Consider the following 19,967-nt stretch of genomic DNA (forward strand, 5'->3'; position numbering starts at 1 on the left):
GGCTCAATGTCCTGGTGATCGTCGCGATCATCGCTCTCGTCGTGGTCCGCCAGTGCTCGGCACAGCGGATCTCGGGTGACCGGCGCTGGTGGGTCCTGCCGGGCGTCCTGCTCGTCCTGGCTCTGCGCGAACCCGGTCTCGTGGATTCGCACCACCAGACTCTCTCCGTCGTCGTCCTCGGCGCCGAGCTCGTCGTGGGGCTGGTCACCGGTGCCGCCTGGGGGTGGACGGCCCGGCTCTGGCGAGCGGCGGACGGCTCGCTCTGGAGCAAGGGGACCAAGGCCACGGTCTACGTCTGGATCGCGGGTCTCCTGCTGCGGGTGGCCCTCTACGGGGTGGCCGCGGCGCTGGGAATACACCAGGGCAGCCCGGCGCTGATGATGGCTCTCGCCGTGACGCTGCTGGTGCGCAGCGGGGTGCTGGCCCGGCGGGCCACGGAGATACCTGCGTCGTACGGTGGCGCCGCTGACGCCGCGTCGGTCCCGCAGGCATGGAAGGACCGTGTGTGACACCCGCTTCGTGGACGAGTTGGCCCTCGCGGGAGGCTCTCTCGCGGGACAGGCGCACCCGGTCGCGGATCGTCATCGCATGGTCCGTGCGGGTCGGCCTGCTCACCCTGATGTTCTGGGGGACCTTCACGGGCGGGACGTTCGGGCCCTGGGAGATCGCAGTCGGCCTGCTCGGTGTGCTCGCCTGTGCGCTGCTCGCGGTGGCCTTCTTCCGGGCCAGCCTGGAGAACCGTCTGTGGCCGTCACTCGGATTGCTCGCCCTGCTGATGCTGGCGGCGCTCGGGGCGCAGCAGACAGGGGCCTCCGTGCCCGCCGTGGTGCTCTGGTGCGGCTGCGCGGTCACGGCTCTGGAACGGCTGCCGCTGGCGGCGGGAATCCCGTCCACGGCGGTGGCACTCGGCACCTATGCCGCCGTGAACAGCGACAACTGGGTGAACACGGCCGTGACCACGGCGGGGCTCTGCCTCGCGGGCTATGTGCTGCGGCTGGACGCGGAGGCGCGGGGCAGTGCCCACCGCCTTCTCGCTCAGGAGCGGGCCGCCCGGGTGGCGGAGGCCGAGACGGCCGCCCTGGACGAGCGGTCCAGGATCGCCCGGGAGATCCACGATGTGCTCGCGCACAGCCTCTCCGCGCAGCTGGTGCACCTGGAGGCGGCCCGGCTGCTGATCGAGAGGGAGCCCGCGGGGGAATTCCGGGACCAGGTCCTTCAGCGGGTGGTCGCGGCCCGCTCCATGGCCCGCGAGGGGCTTGCGGAGACCCGTCAGGCGCTCTCCGCCCTGCGCGGGGAGGTATCGCCCGTGGAGGACTTCCTGCGGCAGCTGGTGGCGGCGGAGCCGGCCGAGGTCAGGGTGGAGGGGGAGCACCGGACGCTGACCGCCGAGGCCTCGCAGACGGTCCGGCGCGTGGCCCAGGAGGCGCTGACCAACGTGCGCAAGCACGCGCCCGGGGCCAGGGTGCTCATCCGGCTGGAGTACCTGCCGGACGGGATCGCTCTTGAGGTCAGTGATTCGGGCGGCAGGGGCCCGGTGGGCGACCTAGCTGTCAGTGGCTCCGGATACGGTCTGCTGGGAATGAGGGAGCGGGCCGAACTGCTGGGCGGCACGCTGGAGGCCGGTCCCGGCGAGGAGGGGTTCGTGGTGAGTCTGCGGGTGCCCGCGTGACCGCGCGGGTGGTGGTCGCCGACGATCAGTCGGTCGTGCGTGAGGGAATCGTCATGCTGCTGGGCCTGCTGCCCGGCATCGAAGTGGTCGGATCGGCGAGGGACGGGGAGGAGGCCGTCGCCCTGGTCGCCGAGCATTCCCCGGACGTCGTCCTGATGGACCTGCGGATGCCCCGCTGCGACGGCGTGGAGGCAACGCGCCGTATCCGTAAGGACTTTCCCGATACCCAGGTGGTGGTGCTCACCACCTTCGCCGAGGACGACTCGCTGTTTCCCGCGCTGCGGGCGGGGGCCCGGGGCTATCTCACCAAGGACGCCGGGGGCGACGAGATCGTGCGCGCCGTCGAGGCGGTGCTCTCGGGCGAGGCAGGGCTCTCGCCCGCCGTTCAGCGCCGGCTGCTGGAGCAGGTCACCACCGGGCCGCCACCGCCGGCCGGGGGTGGTGAGCCGGAGCTGCCCGACGGGATGACGCCCCGTGAGGTGGAAGTGCTCGTCCTGATCGCCGACGGGATGTCCAACGCGGAGATCGCCCGGGGCCTGCACATCTCGCAGGCCACTGTGAAGAGCCACATCAACAACCTGTTCGCCAAGGCAGGGCTTCGCGACCGGGCCCAGGCGGTCCGCTATGCGTACGTTCGAGGGCTCGCACAGCCACCCGGTACATCCTTCACCTGAAGAGGTGAAGTCTCGCGAATGAAGTGCCCGGGATCTTCCCGATCTGCCCATTCTTGGGTACGCGGCCGAAGTGGTCCGTGGACAAGGGGAGTTGTTCGGTGGAGAAGGAAGCAGGGCGCGAGTCCGCAGCGATGCGGCTCGACGACCCGTGGTACGACGCGCTGGCCTCCGGGTGGGGGGAACTGGACGGCACGGGAAGCTTCGCGCCCACCGGAGTGCCCGAGCCCGCGGCACCGCAGCGCGGCCACAGCGCGGCGGACATCTATCTGGAGGTGCAGCGCAGCGATGCCTTCCAGGAAGTGCGGCGCCGGTACCGGCGCTTCGTCGTCCCCGCCACCCTCGCCTTCTTCGTCTGGTACCTCGCCTACGTGGTCATGGCGGTCACCGCGCCCGGTCTGATGGCCAGGCCGGTCGCCGGAGCGGTCAACGTCGCCATGGTCGCCGGGCTCGGGCAGTTCCTCACGACGTTCCTGCTCACCGGCGCGTACGCACGGCACGCGCGGCTGCGCAGAGACCGGGCGGCGCTCGATCTGCGCTGGGAGACACAGGAGATGACACGGGGGTTCGGGCGTTGAGCGGGAATCACCAGACCCTGGCGCTCCTGCTGTTCAGCGTCTTCATCGCCGTGACACTCGGCATCACCACCTGGGTGAGCCGCAACCGGCACGGCTCGGCCGAGGAGTTCTACGCCGGCGGCCGGCTGTTCTCGCCCATGGAGAACGGTTTCGCCATCGCGGGCGACTACATGTCGGCCGCGTCCTTTCTCGGCATCTCCGGCCTGATCGCGCTCTTCGGGTACGACGGCATGCTCTACTCGGTCGGATTCCTGGTCGCCTGGCTCGTCGTGCTGCTGCTCGTCGCGGAACTCGTCCGCAACTGCGGCCGCTTCACCCTCGCCGACGTGGTGGCGGCCCGGATGGCGGAGCGCCCGGTCCGGATCGCGGCGGGGACGTCCTCCGTCACGGTTTCCGTGCTCTACCTGGTGGCGCAGATGGTGGGAGCGGGCAGCCTGGTGGCTCTGCTCCTCGGCGGGACCAGCGGCGCCGCCCGGTCCTGGACGGTCATCGGCGTCGGGGCGCTCATGGTGATCTATGTGTCGCTCGGCGGGATGCGCGCCACCACCTGGATCCAGATCGTGAAGGCCGTCCTGCTGATGGCGGGCACGGTCGTCCTCACCGTGCTCGTCCTGGTCCACTTCCACGGCAATGTCAACGAGCTGCTCAACTCCGCCGCCGACCGCAGCGGTTACGGCAAGAAGTTCCTCTCGCCCGGCCTCCGGTACGGCGGTACCTGGACCGCGCGCATCGACTTCATCAGCCTGGGGCTGGCCCTGGTGCTCGGCACCGCCGGGCTGCCGCACATCCTGTCGCGCTTCTACACCGTGCCGACCGCCCGCGCGGCCCGCCGGTCGGTCGTCTGGTCCATCGGCCTCATCGGCAGCTTCTACCTGATGACGATCGCGCTCGGATTCGGGGCGGCCGCGCTGGTCGGCTCGGCGGACGTCCGGGCGTCGAACCCCGCCGGGAACACGGCAGTTCCGCTGCTGGCCCTGGAGCTCGGCGGTGGTGAGGGCTCCACCGGGGGAACGATTCTGTTCGCCGTGGTCGCCGCCGTGGCCTTCGCCACCATCCTCGCCGTCGTCGCCGGGATCACGCTCGCCTCGTCCGCGTCCGTCGCCCACGACCTCTACGCATCGCTCCGCCGCCCGGGAGCCAAGGAGCACAGCGAGGTCGCCGTGGCCCGGATCGCCGCCGCGGGGATCGGGGTGGCCGCCATCGGGCTGGGGCTTCTCGCCCAGGACCTGAACGTGGCGTTCCTGGTCGGCCTCGCCTTCGCCGTAGCGGCGTCGGCGAACCTGCCGGTGCTGCTCTACTCGCTGTTCTGGCGGAACTTCACCACGCGCGGGGCGGTCTGGTCGGTCTACGGGGGGCTGATCCCCGCTGTGCTGCTCGTCGTGTTCTCCCCGGTGGTCTCCGGCAGCGACACCTCGCTCTTCCCGGGCGTGGACTTCCAGCTCTTCCCGCTGGAGAACCCGGGCCTGGTCTCGATCCCGCTGGGATTCCTGGCCGGCTGGTTCGGCACGGCCACGTCGGGGGAGCCGCCGGACGAGGCCAAACACGCGGAGACCGAGGTCCGTGCCCTGACCGGAGCCGGCGCGGTGTGACAGCGGGACGGGCCGCCCCCACCGAACCGGCCGAACGGCGCGGCGGCCACCCCGCTGCCTCAGGTGCGGGGTGAGTCGGCGCCCCAGGCGTAGCGGTGTTCCGGGCGCCCCGTCTCGCCGTACCGAAGTGTCAGACGGACCCGTCCGGAGCGTTCCAGCAGCTTCAGATAGCGCTGGGCGGTCTGCCGGCTCATCCCGGCACTCTCCGCGACCTCCTGCGCGGAGAGCGGGCCGTCGGCGCTGCGGAGTGCCTTGCGGACCAGTTCCGCGGTGGTCGTCGAGTGCCCTTTGGGCAGATCGGGCTCGCCCGCCGCCCACAGAGCGCTGAAGAGGCGGTCCACCTCCGCCTGCTCGGCCTCGCCGCCGCTCTCCAGGGTGTTCCGCAGGGAGGCGTACGCCTCCAGCTTGGTGCGCAGGCCCGCGTACGTGAACGGCTTCACCAGATACTGAAGGGCGCCCTGGCGCATGGCCTCCTGGACCGTGGCGATGTCGCGCGCCGCCGTCACCATGATCACGTCGGTGCGGTGGCCGAGGCTGCGCAGCTTCCGCACCACGGCCAGTCCGTTGTCGTCCGGCATGTAGTGGTCCAGCAGAATCAGATCCACCGGGCCCTTCTCGACCGCGGCGAGGGCGTCGGCGGCGCAGTGCGCCTGGGCGGCCACCCGGAAGCCGGCCACCTTCGACACGTAGGCGGCGTTGATCCGCGCCACCCGGACATCGTCGTCGACGATGAGTACCTCGATCACTGTGCCGCTCCCGCCGTGTCGGTTTCCGCTTCGGACATGGCCTCCGGCAGCACCACGGTGAACTCGGCGCCGCCGCCGTCCGCCCCGTCCACCACCGCGCTGCCACCCTGCCGCTCGGCCAGCCGCCGCACCAGCGCGAGCCCCAGTCCGCGCTTGCCGTGCGCCGGCAGGTCCTTGGTCGACCAGCCCTCCGTGAAGATGGATTCGCGCTGTCCGGGCGGGACGCCCGGACCGCTGTCCCGGACCCGCAGCACCACCGTACGGTCCTCGGTCCGCAGCCCCACCTCGATCAGGCCGCCGTCCGATCCGGACGCGGCGTCCAGCGCGTTGTCGACCAGGTTGCCGACGACCGTGACGAGCCCGCGCGGGTCCACCAGGCGGTCGGGGAGCAGGGTGCCGGGGGCCATGCGCAGCGCCACACCGCGCTCCGCGGCCACCGTCGCCTTGCCGACCAGCAGCGCTGCCAGCAGCGGGTCACGGACCTTCTCGGTGATCTGTTCGGCCGTGGCCCGGTGGACGCCGACGACCTCGGTGACGAATTCCCGCGCGTCCTCGTGCAGCTCGAGCTCAAGCAGTCCGAGGAGGGTGTGCAGCCGGTTGGCGTGCTCGTGGTCCTGGGCGCGCAGTGCGTCGATCAGCCCGCGGGTGGAGTCGAGCTCGCGGCCGAGGTGTTCGAGCTCGGTGCGGTCGCGGAGGGTGACGACAGCGCCCCCGTCAGCCGTCGGCATCCGGTTGGCCAGCAGCACCCGGCCGCCGCGTACGGCCAGCAGGTCCTCGCCCGCCACCTCGCCGGCCAGCACGTCGGCTGTCCGTCCCTCGCCGACCACCTCGGTCAGCGGGCGGCCCGCAGCCTCGGGGCCGAGCCCCAGGAGCCGTTGTGCCTCGTCGTTCAGCAGCCGGACGCGACCGGTGCCGTCGAGCGCGACGACGCCTTCCCGGATGCTGTGCAGCATCGCCTCGCGCTCCGCCAGCAGCGCGGAGATATCGGAGAAGCCCAGGTCGTGGGTCTGTCGTTGCAGACGTCTGGAGATCAGATACGCGGCCAGCGCTCCCGCGGCCAGCGCTCCGCCCGCGTAGGCGAACATCCCGGGAATCGCGGCGAGCAGCCGGGCGCGGACGCTGTCGTACGCGATGCCGACCGAGACGGCGCCCGCGATCTGTCCCGACGTGTCGCGCAGCGGCACCTTGCCCCGGGCGGAGCGTCCGAGCGTGCCGCTGTCGATCTCCATGACCTCCTTGCCCGCGAGGGCCTTGCCGGGGTCGGTGGAGACGACCTTGCCGATCCGGCCGCTGTCGGGATGCGACCAGCGGACCCCGTGCCGGTCCATCACCACGACGTACTCGGCGCCCGTGGCACGTCTGATCCGCTCGGCCGCGGACTGGACAGGGCCGCGGGGGTCAGGGTCCGTGGAGAGCAGTGATCCGGTCATGTCCGGGTCGGCGGCCGCGCTCTGTGCGATGGCCAGCGCCCGGTGCATCGCCTGGTCGTCCAGTTGTGTGCTGAGGGGTGCCAGGAAGAGGCCCGTGGCGAGTACGGTGACGCCGGTGGCGATGGCCAGCTGCATCAGCAGAACCTGCGAGAAGACCCGCTGGGGCCAGCCGAGCCGACGCGGCTTCCTGGCGGTGGGCGGTGGGGCGCTCATCGTAGAGACGGTAGAGGGCATTCCGGTGCTTTCCGAAATTCGTCTCGTTTCCAACCCCACGCAATCGGCTTGCGCTTCTTGCGCTAATCTTGCGCACATGACGCGACGACTTGCTCAGGTGGCACAGAAGGTTGGAGTCAGCGAGGCCACGGTCAGCCGGGTGCTCAACGGCAAGCCAGGAGTCTCCGACGCCACGCGGCAGGCCGTCCTGTCCGCGCTGGACGTCCTCGGATACGAGCGGCCGACCCAGCTGCGCGGCGAGCGGGCCAGGCTGGTCGGCCTGGTCCTGCCCGAGCTGCAGAACCCGATCTTCCCCGCTTTCGCCGAGGTGGTCGGGAGTGCGCTGGCCCAGCAGGGCCTGACGCCCGTCCTGTGCACCCAGACCAAGGGTGGCGTCTCGGAGGCGGAATACGTCGAGCTCCTCCTCCAGCAGCAGGTCTCGGGAGTGGTCTTCGCCGGTGGGCTCTACGCCCAGACCGACGCCCCGCACGACCACTACAAGGTGCTGGCCGACCGGAAGATCCCCGTCGTTCTCATCAATGCGGCGATTGCGGGCCTCGGCTTCCCGGGAATCTCCTGCGACGACTCCGTGGCCGTCGAGCAGGCCTGGCGCCACCTGGTCTCGCTCGGTCACGAGCGCATCGGTCTGGTGCTCGGCCCCTCGGACCACGTGCCCTCGCAGCGCAAGCTGGCCGCTGCCCAGGCGCTCGCCGAGGAGGCCGGTGCACCCATGCCGGACGAGTGGGTCGCCAGGGCGATGTACTCCCTGGAGGGTGGGCAGGCGGCCGCCATGCGGCTGCTGGACCAGGGCATCACGGGGATCATCTGCGCCAGCGATGTGCTCGCCCTGGGGGCGGTCCGCGCGACGCGCCGCCGAGGGCTCTCCGTGCCGGCCGACGTCTCCGTCGTCGGGTACGACGACTCGGCGTTCATGAACTGCACCGAGCCGCCGCTGACCACCGTGCGACAGCCGATCGAGGCCATGGGGCGTGCCGCGGTCGAGCTGCTCTCGGTGCAGATCGGAGGCCGTGCCGTGCCCTCCGACGAGCTGCTCTACGAGCCCGAGCTCGTGGTGCGCGGCTCCACTGCCCAGCCTCCGCGCACCGCTTCCCGCTGACCGTCGTCAATTTGCGTCTGACGGACCGGCTATTGCGGGCGTGTTCCCGTGGCTCCGGGCAGCGGCTGAGGTGGCCGCGGCCCGGTGTAGTGGCCGACGGGGCGCATCCGCAGCGGGCGCTCCCCGTACTCCTCCAGGGCGTGCGCGATCCAGCCCGCCGTGCGGGAGACCGCGAAAACGGTCTCGCCCGACTCCGGCGCCATGTCCGAGGAGACGGACAGCGCCGCGAGCGCCAGATCGACGTTGGCGTGCAGCGGAGCGTGACGTGCGGTGGTGGTGACCACGTCGCGCGCCGCCGCCAGCGCCGGCGCCGCCCGCGGGACCTTCGCGAGCAGGGCGAACAGCGTCGCGGCCCGCGGGTCCTCGCCGGTGTAGAGCCGGTGGCCGAGTCCCGGTACGCGGCGTCCGGCACGGAGGTGGTCGGCGACCACCGGGGCAGCACCGCCGCGCTCCAGGACCTCGGCCAGCATCCGGTGTGCCAGTCCGCTGGCCGCACCGTGCAGCGGCCCCTCCAGGACCCCCAGGCCTGCCGAGACCACCGCGTACGGGTGGGCGTGGGCGGAGGCGGCGACTCGCGCCGCAAGGGTGGACGCGGCCAGATCGTGGTCGATGAGCAGCCCCAGAGCGGTGTCCAGCACGTGGACTGAGGCCTCGTCGGCCGGACGTGCGGTGAGTTTCGGCCACAGTTGACGCGCCAGGCCGGCGCCGCCGGGCGCGACCGCTCCGTCGTCCCCGGCCGCTGCAGGCAGGGCTGCCACCAGGGTCGGGATCAGGCTCCGGGCGCTGCCGAGCACCGCCTCTCGTGACAGGTCGAAGCGCAGCGGATCGGTGGTGGCCGCGGCGACGACCGCCACCCGGAGCCGGTCCGTGGAACCGCAGTGCGCCGGCAGCGCGCCGACGGCCCGGCGGGCCGCGGCCAGCGCCTCGGCGGGCGCCTCGAAGCGCATGCCGGTCCGCATCTCACCGGTCCAGAGCCACTCGGCGACCTCCTCGTAGGCGTGCCGCAGGGCGAGCTCCGTGGCGTCCACTCCCCGGAAGTAGTACCGATCGCTCTCGATGAGCGTGATGCCGGTACGGAAGGCCGGTTCGCCGGCCGGGGAGGCCGGCTCCCTGCGCCCCGTACGCCGTGCCAGGGCATCGACCTCCGCCGCGTCGAACGTGCTGCCCCGCCCGCCGGGCGCGCGGGCGCTGCTCAGCTGGCCCCGGCTCACGTACGCGTACACCGTCTCGGGTTTCACCCCCAGGCGCTCGGCCGTCTCCCGGGTGGTGAGCCGATGCGCCGCGGTCCCCGAACCGTCACCGGCCTCTGCTTGATCCGTCATGGTGCTCACCGTATCCATATTGATTCAATCAACATTGACAGATCTAAAGTCAAGCATGGACAGTCGAATCAATGCCAAGGGCAATGGACTGTTCACGGAGGAAGCAATGACGACCATGACCGGCGGAACACCGCTCGACGTCCCCCGAGGTCTCGCGGGTGTCGTGGTCACCGACACCGCCCTCGGCGATGTCCGGGGCCGCGAGGGCTTCTACCACTACCGGCAGTACTCGGCGGTCGAACTGGCGCAGACCCGCAGCTTCGAGGACGTCTGGTACCTGATGACCGAAGGCGAGCTGCCGGGGCCGGCCGCCCGCGCCGACTTCGCGTCCCGCACCGCCGCACTGCGCCCACTGCCCGCGCCTGTACGTGACGCCCTGCCCGCCATAGCCCGTGCGGGCGCCGTCTCCGGTCCGCTCGCCGGGCTGCGCACGGCGCTGTCGCTGCTCGGGGCATCGGCCGGCTTCCGCCCGGTGTACGACCTCGACGCCGGCCGGCGCCGCGACGACGCACTGACCGCCTGTGCCGCAGTCCCGACCGTGCTCACCGCCCTGCACCGGCTCGGACGGGGCCTCGAACCGGTGGAACCGCGCGAGGACCTTCCGTACGCGGCCAACTACCTCTACATGCTCACCGGATCCGTGCCGGACGCCGCCCGGGTCAGGGCCGTGGAGCAGTATCTGATCTCCACCGTCGACCACGGTTTCAACGCCTCGACGTTCACCGGCCGGGTCGTCGCCTCCACCGGCGCGGACATCGCCGCCTGTCTGGTGGCGGCCGTCGGAGCGCTCTCGGGCCCGCTGCACGGCGGTGCGCCCAGCCGGGCGCTCGACACCCTGGACGCCATCGGGACCCCCGACCGGATCGACGGCTGGATCCGCGAGAGGGTGCTCGCAGGCGACCGGATCATGGGCTTCGGGCACCCGGTCTACCGCACCGAGGACCCGCGCTCACGCATGCTGCGCTCCATCGCCCAGAGCTTCGGCGGACCGCTCGTCGACTTCGCCGTCGAGGTGGAACGGCAGGTCGAGGCGATTCTCGCCGAGCTCAAGCCGGGGCGCGAACTGCACACCAACGTGGAGTTCTACGCCGGCGTCGTCATGGAGCTGTGCGGTCTGCCGCGCGAGATGTTCACCCCGACGTTCTGCGCGGCGCGGGTGGTCGGGTGGAGCGCCAATATCCTGGAGCAGGCGGAGGACTCGAAGATCATCCGCCCGGCGGCCCGCTACGTCGGCCCGCCTCCGCCGCAGCCGGTCCCGGCCGTCTGACGTCCACCGGAAAGGCCCCAGTTGAACGCGTCGTCCCAGCCCCGCAGCCGGCAGATCCCGGTCATCGTCCTCGCAGGATTCCTGGGATCCGGCAAGACGACGCTCCTCAACCACCTGCTGCGACACCGCGCCGGGAACCGGATCGGCGTGGTCGTCAACGATTTCGGGTCCATCGAGATCGACGCCATGACCGTGTCCGGGCAGGTCGGCTCGACGGTCTCGCTCGGCGGCGGCTGTCTGTGCTGCGCGGTCGACGTCAGCGAGCTCGACACCTACCTGGAGACCCTGACCCGGCCCGCCGCCCGGCTCGATGTGATCGTCATCGAGGCGAGCGGGCTCGCCGAGCCCCAGGAGCTCGTACGGATGCTGCTGGCCAGTGACAACCCGCACATCGTGTACGGGGGACTGGTCGAGGTGGTCGACGCCGCCGAGTTCACCGCCACCCGGGCTCGCCACCCGGAGATCGACCGCCATCTCGCCGTCGCCGACCTCGTCGTGCTGAACAAGACGGACCGGGCCGGCGACGAGGAACAGGCGAGCGTCCGGGAGGCCGTCGCGGCGGCGGGCAACGCGGCGGCCGTCATCCCCGCCGCCTACGGACGCATCGACCCCGAGCTGCTCTTCGACCCGGCGCTGCGGCCCGACGCCGAGGAGAAGGCGCGTCAGCTGACCTTCGAGGACCTCTACCTGGAGGAGCGGGCGGCACAGGCCGGTCAGGAGCACCGGGACCATCTGCACACGGCGTACGAGAGTCTCGACTTCACCTCCGACATCCCCATGGACCCCCGCCGGCTGATGGAGTTCCTGGACTCCCGGCCGGAGGGCCTCTACCGGATCAAGGGGTACGTCGATTTCGGCGCGGGCGATGCGGACAACGCCTACGCGGTGCACGCCGTCGGCAGGTTCCTGCGGTTCGCCCCGCAGCCCTGGGCGCGCGGCGAGCCCCGGCTGACCCGGCTCGTGCTGATCGGCTCCGGCATCGACGCACAGGCCCTGCGCAAGGAGCTGGAGCGCTCTCGCGCAGCCGGGGAGCCGGGGCCGGAAACGGCGCAGGACGCCGCACACGAGCGATCCATGTGGGGCGTCCTGCGGTACGTGCAACAGCCTGGCGACGATGCTCAGGGCCTGTCCGGCGGATCAGGGCCTGACCCCCGGCCCTGATCCGCCGGACAGGCCACCTGGCGCCGGTCCGCGGCTTATACGGGTCCTGCGATCACCGCGACCGGGCTCTCCAGCGGCGTCCCCGAACCGTCGCGTCGCGGATCGGTGGCGGGCAGCGCCGCCGGGGCGCCGTTCTTCTGCGCGGCGCGGGCAGGTGTCGGTCCCGCCCAGGCGAACACCAGGACGTCCTCGCCCTTGAGGAACCGCTGACAGCGCACCCCGCCGGTGGCCCGGCCCTTGCGCGGGTACTGGTCGAACGGGGTGAGCTTGCACGTCAGCACGGAGTCGTCCAGCGTGCCGTGCGAACCGGCGACCGTGAACACCATGGCGTCCGCGGCCGGATCCACCGCGGCGAACGAGAGCACCTCCGCGCCCTCGGTGAGCTTGACGCCCGCCATGCCGCCGGCCGCCCGGCCCTGCGGACGCACCTGCGCCGCCGGGTAGCGCAGCAGCTGCGCGTCCGACGTGATGAACACCAGGTCCTCCTCGCCGGTACGCAGTTCCACCGCGCCGACGATCCGGTCACCGTCCTTGAGGGTGATGACCTCCAGCTCGTCCTTGTTGGCGGGGTAGTCGGGCACCACGCGCTTCACGACGCCCTGCAGGGTGCCGATCGCCAGCCCCGGTGAGGACTCGTCGAGCGTGGTGAGGCAGACGACCTCCTCGTCGGCCTCCAGGGTGAGGAACTCGGCGACCATCGCCCCGCCCGAGAGGTTGGGCGACGCATGGGTGTCCGGCAACTGGGGCAGATCGATCACCGCGAGCCGCATCAGCCGCCCCGTCGAGGTCACCACGCCGACATCGCCACGGGCCGTGGCCGGCACCGCCGACACGATCACATCGTGCTTGGCGCGCTTGGCATCCTCGGCGAAGACGATCGGGTCGCTGTTGGCCGTACGGGCCAGCAGACCGGTCGAGGACAGCAGCACCCGGCACGGGTCGTCCGCGACCTCCAGCGGCACCGCCGCGACCTGCGAACCGGCCGACTCCAGCAGCACCGTACGGCGGTCGGTACCGAACTTCTTCGCGACCGCGGCCAGTTCGGTGGAGACCAGCTTGCGCAGCTCGGTGTCCGATTCGAGGATCGCGGTCAGCTCGTCGATCTCGGCGTTCAGCCGGTCCCGCTCGCTCTCCAGCTCGATCCGGTCGAACCGGGTGAGCCGGCGCAGCGGGGTGTCCAGGATGTACTGCGTCTGGATCTCGCTCAGCGAGAAGTGCTCGATGAGCCGCTCCTTCGCCTGTGCCGAGTTGTCGCTGGACCGGATGAGCCGGATGACCTCATCGATGTCGATCAGCGCGACGAGCAGGCCCTCGACCAGGTGCAGCCGGTTTCGGCGCTTGGTCCGGCGGAACTCGCTGCGCCGGCGCACCACGTCGAACCGGTGGTCGAGATAGACCTCCAGGAGCTCCTTGAGGCCGAGGGTCAGCGGTTGTCCGTCCACCAGCGCCACGTTGTTGATGCCGAAGGACTCCTCCATCGGCGTCAGCTTGTAGAGCTGCTCCAGGACGGCCTCCGGCACGAAACCGTTCTTGATCTCGATGACCAGGCGCAGTCCGTGCGAGCGGTCGGTGAGGTCCTTGACGTCGGCGATGCCCTGGAGCTTCTTCGCCGAGACCAGGTCCTTGATCTTGGCGATCACCTTTTCCGGACCGACGCTGAAGGGCAGTTCGGTGACAACCAGACCCTTGCGGCGGGCCGTGACGTTCTCCACGGCGACGGTGGCACGGATCTTGAACGAGCCGCGGCCGGCCGCGTAGGCGTCCTTGATGCCGCCGAGACCCACGATCCGGCCGCCGGTCGGCAGGTCGGGCCCGGGGACGAACCGCATCAGGGTCTCCAGGTCCGCGCCCGGATGCTTGATCAGGTGGCGGGCGGCGGCAATGACCTCGCCCAGGTTGTGCGGGGGCATGTTGGTCGCCATGCCGACGGCGATCCCGGTCGTGCCGTTGACCAGCAGGTTCGGATAGGCGGCCGGCAGGACGACCGGCTCCTGTTCCTGGCCGTCGTAATTCGACTGGAAAGGGACGGTGTCCTCGTCGATCGACTCCGTCATCAACGACGTCGCGTCGGCCATCCGGCACTCGGTGTACCGCATCGCGGCCGGCGGGTCGTCGTTGCCGAGCGAGCCGAAGTTTCCGTGTCCGTCGACCAGGGGGAGCCGCATGGAGAACGGCTGAGCCATCCGCACGAGCGCGTCGTAGATCGATGCGTCCCCGTGCGGGTGCAACTTACCCATGACCTCGCCGATGACACGGGCACACTTCACATAGCCGCGGTCCGGGCGCAGGGCCATCTCGTTCATCTGGTACACGATGCGGCGGTGCACCGGCTTCAAGCCGTCACGGGCGTCCGGCAGGGCCCGTGAGTAGATCACCGAGTACGCGTACTCAAGGAAGGAGCCCTGCATTTCGTCGACGACGTCGATGTCGAGGATCTTCTCCTCGAAGTCGTCCGGCGGCGGGGTCTTCGTGCTGCGGCGGGCCATCGCTGCTGCGACTCCTTCACGGATTCTGTTCGGGCAACCTCAGGTTCTGACGCCGACCATTGTGGACCGCCGCACTGACAACTCCGACCTCGACCCGTCCCAAAGGGGGTTCTCCACCCGTCCCGAGGGGGTCGGGACGGCCCTTTCCGGTGACGTGTACGGCACGGGAACTTCGCCAGGCGTCGGTGTGCTTGCTTACAGTGGCAGGTCTCGCAACACATTCAGTATCGCGATCGAAGGGACGTACATGCCCATGGGTCACACGGCCACAGCCCAGGCCGGCTCCGGCGGCTTGACAGCGACCGAGCACCGTCTGGCCAATGGCCTGCGCGTGGTGCTCTCCGAGGACCATCTGACCCCGGTCGCCGCGGTGTGCCTCTGGTACGACGTCGGCTCGCGCCACGAGGTCAAGGGACGCACCGGTCTGGCTCACCTCTTCGAGCACCTGATGTTCCAGGGTTCGGGCCAGGTCAAGGGGAACGGCCACTTCGAGCTGGTGCAGGGCGCAGGCGGCTCCCTCAACGGCACCACCAGCTTCGAGCGGACCAACTACTTCGAGACGATGCCCACGCACCAGCTGGAGCTGGCTCTGTGGCTCGAGGCCGACCGGATGGGCTCACTGCTCGCCGCGCTCGACGAGGAGTCCATGGAGAACCAGCGCGACGTCGTCAAGAACGAGCGCCGCCAGCGCTACGACAACGTCCCGTACGGCACCGCGTTCGAGCGGCTGACCGCCCTCGCCTACCCGGAGGGCCACCCGTACCACCACACCCCGATCGGCTCCATGGCCGACCTGGACGCGGCGACCCTCGACGACGCGCGGACCTTCTTCCGGACGTACTACGCGCCGAACAACGCGGTGCTCTCGGTCGTCGGTGACATCGACCCGGAGCAGACACTCGCCTGGGTCGAGAAGTACTTCGGCTCCATTCCCTCGCACGACGGCAAGCAGCCGCCGCGCGACGGCACGCTTCCCGGTGTCATCGGCGGCGAGCTGCGCGAGGAGGTCCGCGAGGAGGTCCCGGCGCGCGCCCTGATGGCCGCCTACCGGCTGCCGCACGACGGCACCCGGGAGTGCGACGCCGCGGATCTCGCGTTGACGGTGCTGGGTGGTGGCGAGTCGTCCCGGCTGCACAACCGCCTGGTCCGCCGGGACCGTACGGCCGTCGCGGCCGGCTTCGGACTGCTGCGGCTGGCCGGCGCGCCCTCGCTCGGCTGGCTGGACGTCAAGACGTCCGGCGGTGTCGAGGTCGCGCAGATCGAGTCCGCCGTCGACGAGGAGCTCGCCCGGTTCGCCGGTGAGGGACCCTCGCCCGAGGAAATGGAGCGGGCGCAGGCCCAGTTGGAGCGTGAGTGGCTGGACCGGCTCGGCACGGTCGCGGGCCGCGCCGACGAACTGTGCCGGTTCGCCGTGCTGTTCGGCGACCCCCAGCTCGCCCTGACCGCCGTGAACCGGGTGCTCGACATCACCGCCGAAGAGGTTCAGGAGGCCGCCAGGGCCCAGCTGCGCCCCGACAACCGGGCGGTGCTGGTCTACGAGCCCGTCGAGCCCGCGGAGCCCGCCGAAGAGGCGGAAGACGGCGCCGCCAACGACACCGACGCGCACGAAGGAGCGGACAAGTGAGCGACGCTGCCGCGACTGGAGTTTCGATGGAGTACCACCCGCAGCCCGCCCCCGGAGCGGCGAGGCCCTGGGCCTTCCCCGCGCCTGAGCGCGGCTCCCTGCCCAACGGCCTCACGGTGCTGCGCTGCCACCGCCCCGGCCAGCAGGTCGTCGCCGTCGAGATCTTCCTCGAAGCCCCGCTGGAGGCCGAGCCCGAGGGTCTGGACGGAGTGGCCACGATCATGTCGCGCGCCCTGTCCGAGGGCACCGACAAGCACAGCGCGGAGGAGTTCGCCGCCGAGCTGGAGCGGTGCGGCGCCACCCTGGACGCCCATGCCGACCACCCCGGCGTCCGGGTCTCCCTGGAGGTGCCCGCGTCCCGGCTGGCCAAGGCGCTCGGCCTGGTCGCCGAGGCCCTGCGGGCACCGGCCTTCGCCGACAGCGAGATCGAGCGGCTGGTGAACAACCGGCTCGACGAGATCCCGCACGAGCAGGCGAACCCGGCCCGGCGCGCGGCCAAGCAGCTCTCCAAGGAGCTCTTCCCGGCCACCGTCCGTATGTCGCGCCCGCGCCAGGGCACCGAGGAGACCGTGGAGCGGATCGACTCCGCGGCCGTGCGCGCCTTCTACGACGCCCATGTGCGGCCGTCCACCGCGACCGCGGTGGTCGTCGGGGACCTCACCGGCATCGACCTGGACGCACTGCTCGCCGACACCATCGGCGACTGGTCGGGCAACACCTCCCAGCCCCGCCCCGTCCCGCCGATCACCGCCGACGACACCGGCCGCGTGGTCATCGTGGACCGCCCCGGCGCGGTGCAGACGCAGCTGCTGATCGGCCGGATCGGCGCCGACCGGCACGACAGCGTCTGGCCGGCCCAGGTGCTCGGCACCTACTGCCTGGGCGGCACGCTCACCTCCAGGCTCGACCGGGTACTGCGCGAGGAGAAGGGCTACACCTACGGCGTACGTGCCTTCGCCCAGGTGCTGCGCTCCTCGGCCGCGGACTCCGCCACGGGGGCGACCGGCGCCGCGATGCTGGCCATCAGCGGCTCGGTGGACACCGAGTCCACCGGTCCGGCGCTGGAGGACCTGTGGAAGGTGCTGCGGACCCTGGCCGCCGAGGGCCTGACGGACGCCGAGCGCGAGACGGCCGTGCAGAACCTCGTGGGCGTCGCCCCGCTGAAGTTCGAGACGGCGGCCTCCGTCGCGGCCACCCTCGCCGACCAGGTCGAGCAGCACCTCCCGGACGACTACCAGGCACAGCTGTACGCGCGCCTGGCGGACACGGGCACGGTGGAGGCCACGGCGGCCGTGGTCAACGCCTTCCCGGGGGACCGGCTGGTCACGGTCCTCGTCGGGGACGCCGCACAGATCGAGGAGCCCGTCAGGGCGCTCGGCATCGGCGAGGTCTCGGTCGTCACCGGCTGACCGGTCAATCACCCTGACAGCAGGGCAAAAGGGAAAGCCTCCGGCAGTCACTGAACCGCCGGAGGCTTTCCCTTTTGCCTGCTTTGGGGGAGAGGTCGCCTGTCTGTCCTGTGGGATGCGCTACAAAGCGGCCTGTCCGTTTGGTGCGGAGAAGCACCCCCGCCTAGCGTCGGCCCGGCTGTCCGTCACCCGTATGCCGCATCCGCGACGTACCGGACAGCCATCGCCGAGTCCCCGTCAGGCGCGAGCCGGGGGAGCCGGGGACCCACGCAGTCCCTGGGGTGAATCGGATGCCCGTGCCTCTGTGAGGCTGGTGGATCCGTAGGAGACCTTCCTGCTCCGAACCCGTCAGCTAACCCGGTAGGCGAGAAGGAAGGAAAGGACCAGCCACTTCATGGCGTTCACCCGTGCCACCGGGAAGCACCGTGCCCCGAGCCGTCTGACGCGCTGCGGCGCGAAGGCCGTCGGCATCGCGACCCTGGCCACCACCGGCGTCATCGGCTCCATGGCCTCTCCGGCCCTCGCCGCGGACACCGAGACCCCTGTCACCGGCGAGACCGGCCTCACCCAGGTCATCGCCATCGAGGGTGACCTCGCCGACCGGATCGCGGCGCAGGCGGACGTGCAGCAGCACCAGGCCGACGTCGCCGCCAAGGCGAAGGCGGAAGCCGAAGCGAAGGCGAAGAAGAAGGCCGAGGCCAAGGCCAGGGCGGCCGCGAAGGCCAAGGCCGCCGCCCGCGCCGAGAAGGCCCGCGAGAGCAAGGCGCGTGCCGCCCGCTCCGCCGAACGCGCCCGGCTCGGCACCTTCCAGCTCCCCGTCGCCGGTTCCTACGTGAGCACCGGCTACAAGTCCAGCGGCTCCATGTGGTCCTCCGGCAGCCACTCCGGCATCGACTTCCACGCCGCGTCCGGCAGCTCCGTCGTCGCCGTCGGCGCCGGTACGGTCGTCGAGGCCGGCTGGGGCGGCGCGTACGGCAACAACATCGTGCTCCGGATGACGGACGGCACGTACACCCAGTACGGCCACCTCTCCTCGATCGGAGTCTCCGTGGGGCAGAGCATCGGCCAGGGGCAGCAGATCGGTCTCTCCGGATCGACCGGCAACTCCACCGGGCCGCACCTCCACTTCGAGGCCAGGACCACGCCGTCCTACGGCTCCGACATGGACCCGGTCGCCTACCTGCGCGCCCACGGCGTCACCGTCTGACCGAAGCGGACCACCTCGCTGAAGGCCCCGGCACCAACGCCGGGGCCTTCGGCGTGCCCGGCCGCCGGAGCAGGGCGTGGCACCCGTTCCCGAACCTCTCGGTGACCAAAAGATATTCATGAATTTCCACCCGGCATCGGAAATGCGGCGGCATTGCAATAGAGTCACAGGATAGGCGTCGATCGGCCGCGTTTCGCGGGGATTAAGGCGGAGGTTCGGACATGCGCATTCCGGCGCATTCGGTATGCACGGCAATCCGTGACGACATCGTCTCGGGTGTCTTCGAACGCGGCAGCCGACTCACGGAGGAGGTGCTCGCACGCCGTTACGGGGTCTCCCGCGTCCCGGTGCGCGAAGCGCTGCGCACCCTTGAGTCCGAGGGTTTCGTGGTCACCCGCAGGCACGCCGGGGCCTGTGTCGCCGAGCCCGACGAGCAGGAGGCGGCCGATCTGCTGGAGGTCCGGATGCTGCTGGAGCCGCTCGGCGCGGCCCGCGCCGCCCGGCGCCGCACCGACGCCCACCTGAAGGTGCTGCGCGGTCTGGTCAGGCTGGGGCAGGAGCGGGCGCGCCGGGGTGAGGGCGAGGACCTGCGCTCACTGGGCGGCTGGTTCCACGAGACGCTCGCCCAGGCCTCCGGCAGCCCCGGCCTGATCGCCCTGCTCACCCAGCTCCGGCACAAGATCGCCTGGATGTACGTGGTCGACCAGCCGGCCCGTCCGGCCGACTCCTGGGCCGAGCTCGGGGCCATCGTGGACGCTGTGGCGCGCGGCGACGCGGAGCGGGCGAGAGTGCTGGCCGCCCAGCACGCCGAGCGGGCCACCGACGCACACCGGCTGCGCCGCCCGGACCGGCCGGGTTCCGGCACCGTTCCCCGCGCCGGCCGGGTGAGGACTTCGCAACATGTCGTAAACACCCCGAGCGGCCGGCTTTAACAATTACGCCGTATACAAATAACAGTATTCAGGGGGGCTTCTTTTTGCTGCCCTGAATTCGGTGCTGCACTGAATTCGGTGAAGTGGCCTGTCCGGATCCTGTCCGGATTGGCCGGCTCCTTGTGTAAACGAAAGAGCCGCGGCTCCCGGTCGAGGGGGCCGCGGCTCATCCGCAGGAATTCCGGCAGTCGTGACCGCTGGATCAGACGGTCTCCGGGAGCTCGTCGAGCCCCTCGGCGACCAGCTTGGACAGGCGGTCCAGAGCGGCTTCGGCGTTGTCGGCGTCGGACGCGAGGATGATCTCCTCGCCGCCCTGCGCGCCGAGCCCGAGCACCGCGAGCATGGACGCGGCGTTCACCGGGTTGCCGTCGGCCTTGGCGATGGTCACGGGGACGCCGGAAGCCGTGGCGGCACGGACGAAGATGGATGCGGGGCGGGCGTGCAGGCCCTCGGCCCAACCGACGTTGACGCGGCGCTCAGCCATGGTTCTGCCCTTCACGAATCAATGGTTGTCTAGACCAGTCTCTCATGCAGTGCGCAATGCTC

17 protein-coding genes and 1 riboswitch are annotated in these 19,967 nt (G+C 71.0%); of the genes, 12 read left to right on the plus strand and 5 right to left on the minus strand.

The features are described 5' to 3' along the window. The 5 genes from ACFVW8_RS28545 to ACFVW8_RS28565 form a co-directional block, all read left to right on the plus strand. A partial coding sequence (locus tag ACFVW8_RS28545) for a DUF1453 domain-containing protein (protein WP_389694920.1) occupies nt 1–509 on the plus strand: 509 nt, incomplete at its 5' end. Further along, entirely contained in the window at nt 506–1,669 is a 1,164-nt protein-coding gene (locus ACFVW8_RS28550) for a sensor histidine kinase (RefSeq protein WP_389694922.1), read from the plus strand. The genes ACFVW8_RS28545 and ACFVW8_RS28550, both read left to right, overlap by 4 nt. Continuing rightward, nucleotides 1,666–2,343 carry a response regulator gene (locus ACFVW8_RS28555; protein ID WP_389694924.1) on the plus strand — a complete coding sequence of 226 codons (678 nt, stop codon included), beginning with the start codon at nt 1,666–1,668 and terminating at the stop codon, nt 2,341–2,343. The genes ACFVW8_RS28550 and ACFVW8_RS28555 overlap by 4 nt, the downstream gene beginning before the upstream one ends. Before the next feature lie 131 nt (nt 2,344–2,474). Then, complete coding sequence (locus ACFVW8_RS28560) at nt 2,475–2,918, plus strand: DUF485 domain-containing protein (RefSeq protein ID WP_389694963.1); 444 nt, start codon at nt 2,475–2,477, stop codon at nt 2,916–2,918. Continuing rightward, on the plus strand, nt 2,915–4,507 hold the full coding sequence (locus ACFVW8_RS28565) for a cation acetate symporter (RefSeq protein ID WP_389694926.1): 1,593 nt from the start codon (nt 2,915–2,917) through the stop codon (nt 4,505–4,507). Before ACFVW8_RS28560 ends, ACFVW8_RS28565 begins: the two co-directional genes overlap by 4 nt. 59 nt (nt 4,508–4,566) lie before the next feature. Here the strand turns inward: ACFVW8_RS28565 and ACFVW8_RS28570 are convergent, their stop codons facing one another. Both ACFVW8_RS28570 and ACFVW8_RS28575 read right to left on the minus strand, forming a co-directional pair. Then, nucleotides 4,567–5,253 (minus strand): response regulator, encoded by a 687-nt coding sequence (locus ACFVW8_RS28570; RefSeq protein WP_389694928.1) that lies wholly within the window; start codon nt 5,251–5,253, stop codon nt 4,567–4,569. Next, complete coding sequence (locus ACFVW8_RS28575) at nt 5,250–6,896, minus strand: ATP-binding protein (RefSeq protein ID WP_389694930.1); 1,647 nt, start codon at nt 6,894–6,896, stop codon at nt 5,250–5,252. Before ACFVW8_RS28575 ends, ACFVW8_RS28570 begins: the two co-directional genes overlap by 4 nt. Before the next feature lie 97 nt (nt 6,897–6,993). Here ACFVW8_RS28575 and ACFVW8_RS28580 point away from each other — a divergent pair, with 97 nt between their 5' ends. Next, nucleotides 6,994–8,013: a LacI family DNA-binding transcriptional regulator gene (locus tag ACFVW8_RS28580; protein ID WP_389694931.1), complete on the plus strand. Its 1,020-nt coding sequence runs from the start codon at nt 6,994–6,996 to the stop codon at nt 8,011–8,013. A 29-nt stretch (nt 8,014–8,042) separates the two neighbouring features. Here ACFVW8_RS28580 and ACFVW8_RS28585 read toward each other — a convergent pair whose 3' ends face one another. Beyond that, nucleotides 8,043–9,335, minus strand: coding sequence for a citrate/2-methylcitrate synthase (locus ACFVW8_RS28585; protein ID WP_389694933.1), 1,293 nt, complete (start codon nt 9,333–9,335; stop codon nt 8,043–8,045). 106 nt (nt 9,336–9,441) lie between these two features. Here ACFVW8_RS28585 and ACFVW8_RS28590 point away from each other — a divergent pair, with 106 nt between their 5' ends. Continuing rightward, the gene (locus tag ACFVW8_RS28590) at nt 9,442–10,602 is read left to right on the plus strand and encodes a citrate synthase/methylcitrate synthase (protein WP_389694935.1); all 1,161 of its coding nucleotides are present in this window, start codon (nt 9,442–9,444) and stop codon (nt 10,600–10,602) included. A gap of 21 nt (nt 10,603–10,623) precedes the next feature. Then, entirely contained in the window at nt 10,624–11,763 is a 1,140-nt protein-coding gene (locus tag ACFVW8_RS28595) for a CobW family GTP-binding protein (protein WP_389694937.1), read from the plus strand. Between the two features lie 35 nt (nt 11,764–11,798). Here the strand turns inward: ACFVW8_RS28595 and ACFVW8_RS28600 are convergent, their stop codons facing one another. Further along, nucleotides 11,799–14,249 carry a DNA topoisomerase (ATP-hydrolyzing) subunit A gene (locus ACFVW8_RS28600; protein WP_389694939.1) on the minus strand — a complete coding sequence of 817 codons (2,451 nt, stop codon included), beginning with the start codon at nt 14,247–14,249 and terminating at the stop codon, nt 11,799–11,801. Between the two features lie 247 nt (nt 14,250–14,496). Here ACFVW8_RS28600 and ACFVW8_RS28605 point away from each other — a divergent pair, with 247 nt between their 5' ends. The 4 genes from ACFVW8_RS28605 to ACFVW8_RS28620 all read left to right on the plus strand — a co-directional run bounded on the left by ACFVW8_RS28605 (nt 14,497) and on the right by ACFVW8_RS28620 (nt 19,421). Next, nucleotides 14,497–15,873 carry a M16 family metallopeptidase gene (locus ACFVW8_RS28605; protein WP_389694941.1) on the plus strand — a complete coding sequence of 459 codons (1,377 nt, stop codon included), beginning with the start codon at nt 14,497–14,499 and terminating at the stop codon, nt 15,871–15,873. 26 nt (nt 15,874–15,899) lie between these two features. Beyond that, entirely contained in the window at nt 15,900–17,282 is a 1,383-nt protein-coding gene (locus ACFVW8_RS28610; protein WP_389694965.1) for a M16 family metallopeptidase, read from the plus strand. 214 nt (nt 17,283–17,496) lie between these two features. After that, a riboswitch (cyclic di-AMP (ydaO/yuaA leader) is annotated at nt 17,497–17,664 on the plus strand. 12 nt (nt 17,665–17,676) lie between these two features. Then, nucleotides 17,677–18,489 (plus strand): M23 family metallopeptidase, encoded by an 813-nt coding sequence (locus ACFVW8_RS28615; RefSeq protein WP_389694943.1) that lies wholly within the window; start codon nt 17,677–17,679, stop codon nt 18,487–18,489. A gap of 221 nt (nt 18,490–18,710) precedes the next feature. Continuing rightward, entirely contained in the window at nt 18,711–19,421 is a 711-nt protein-coding gene (locus ACFVW8_RS28620) for a GntR family transcriptional regulator (RefSeq protein ID WP_389694945.1), read from the plus strand. Nucleotides 19,422–19,623: 202 nt separating this feature from the next. On the opposite strand, the gene ACFVW8_RS28625 is transcribed toward ACFVW8_RS28620, so the two are convergent. Next, nucleotides 19,624–19,905 (minus strand): HPr family phosphocarrier protein, encoded by a 282-nt coding sequence (locus ACFVW8_RS28625; RefSeq protein ID WP_330828282.1) that lies wholly within the window; start codon nt 19,903–19,905, stop codon nt 19,624–19,626. Nucleotides 19,906–19,967 lie beyond the last annotated feature (62 nt).

This window comes from Streptomyces sp. NPDC058221 (genome assembly GCF_042882365.1).
In the GTDB taxonomy this organism is placed as follows: Bacteria; Actinomycetota; Actinomycetes; order Streptomycetales; family Streptomycetaceae; genus Streptomyces.

Coding starts and splice junctions, on each gene's coding strand:
- ACFVW8_RS28585 (WP_389694933.1), bottom strand. CDS start 9,335: ATGACGGATCAAGCAGAGGCCGGTGACGGTTCGGGGACCGCGGCGCAT.
- ACFVW8_RS28600 (WP_389694939.1), bottom strand. CDS start 14,249: ATGGCCCGCCGCAGCACGAAGACCCCGCCGCCGGACGACTTCGAGGAG.
- ACFVW8_RS28560 (WP_389694963.1), top strand. CDS start 2,475: ATGCGGCTCGACGACCCGTGGTACGACGCGCTGGCCTCCGGGTGGGGG.
- ACFVW8_RS28590 (WP_389694935.1), top strand. CDS start 9,442: ATGACGACCATGACCGGCGGAACACCGCTCGACGTCCCCCGAGGTCTC.
- ACFVW8_RS28575 (WP_389694930.1), bottom strand. CDS start 6,896: ATGAGCGCCCCACCGCCCACCGCCAGGAAGCCGCGTCGGCTCGGCTGG.
- ACFVW8_RS28620 (WP_389694945.1), top strand. CDS start 18,711: ATGCGCATTCCGGCGCATTCGGTATGCACGGCAATCCGTGACGACATC.
- ACFVW8_RS28625 (WP_330828282.1), bottom strand. CDS start 19,905: ATGGCTGAGCGCCGCGTCAACGTCGGTTGGGCCGAGGGCCTGCACGCC.
- ACFVW8_RS28605 (WP_389694941.1), top strand. CDS start 14,497: ATGCCCATGGGTCACACGGCCACAGCCCAGGCCGGCTCCGGCGGCTTG.
- ACFVW8_RS28610 (WP_389694965.1), top strand. CDS start 15,900: ATGGAGTACCACCCGCAGCCCGCCCCCGGAGCGGCGAGGCCCTGGGCC.
- ACFVW8_RS28580 (WP_389694931.1), top strand. CDS start 6,994: ATGACGCGACGACTTGCTCAGGTGGCACAGAAGGTTGGAGTCAGCGAG.
- ACFVW8_RS28615 (WP_389694943.1), top strand. CDS start 17,677: ATGGCGTTCACCCGTGCCACCGGGAAGCACCGTGCCCCGAGCCGTCTG.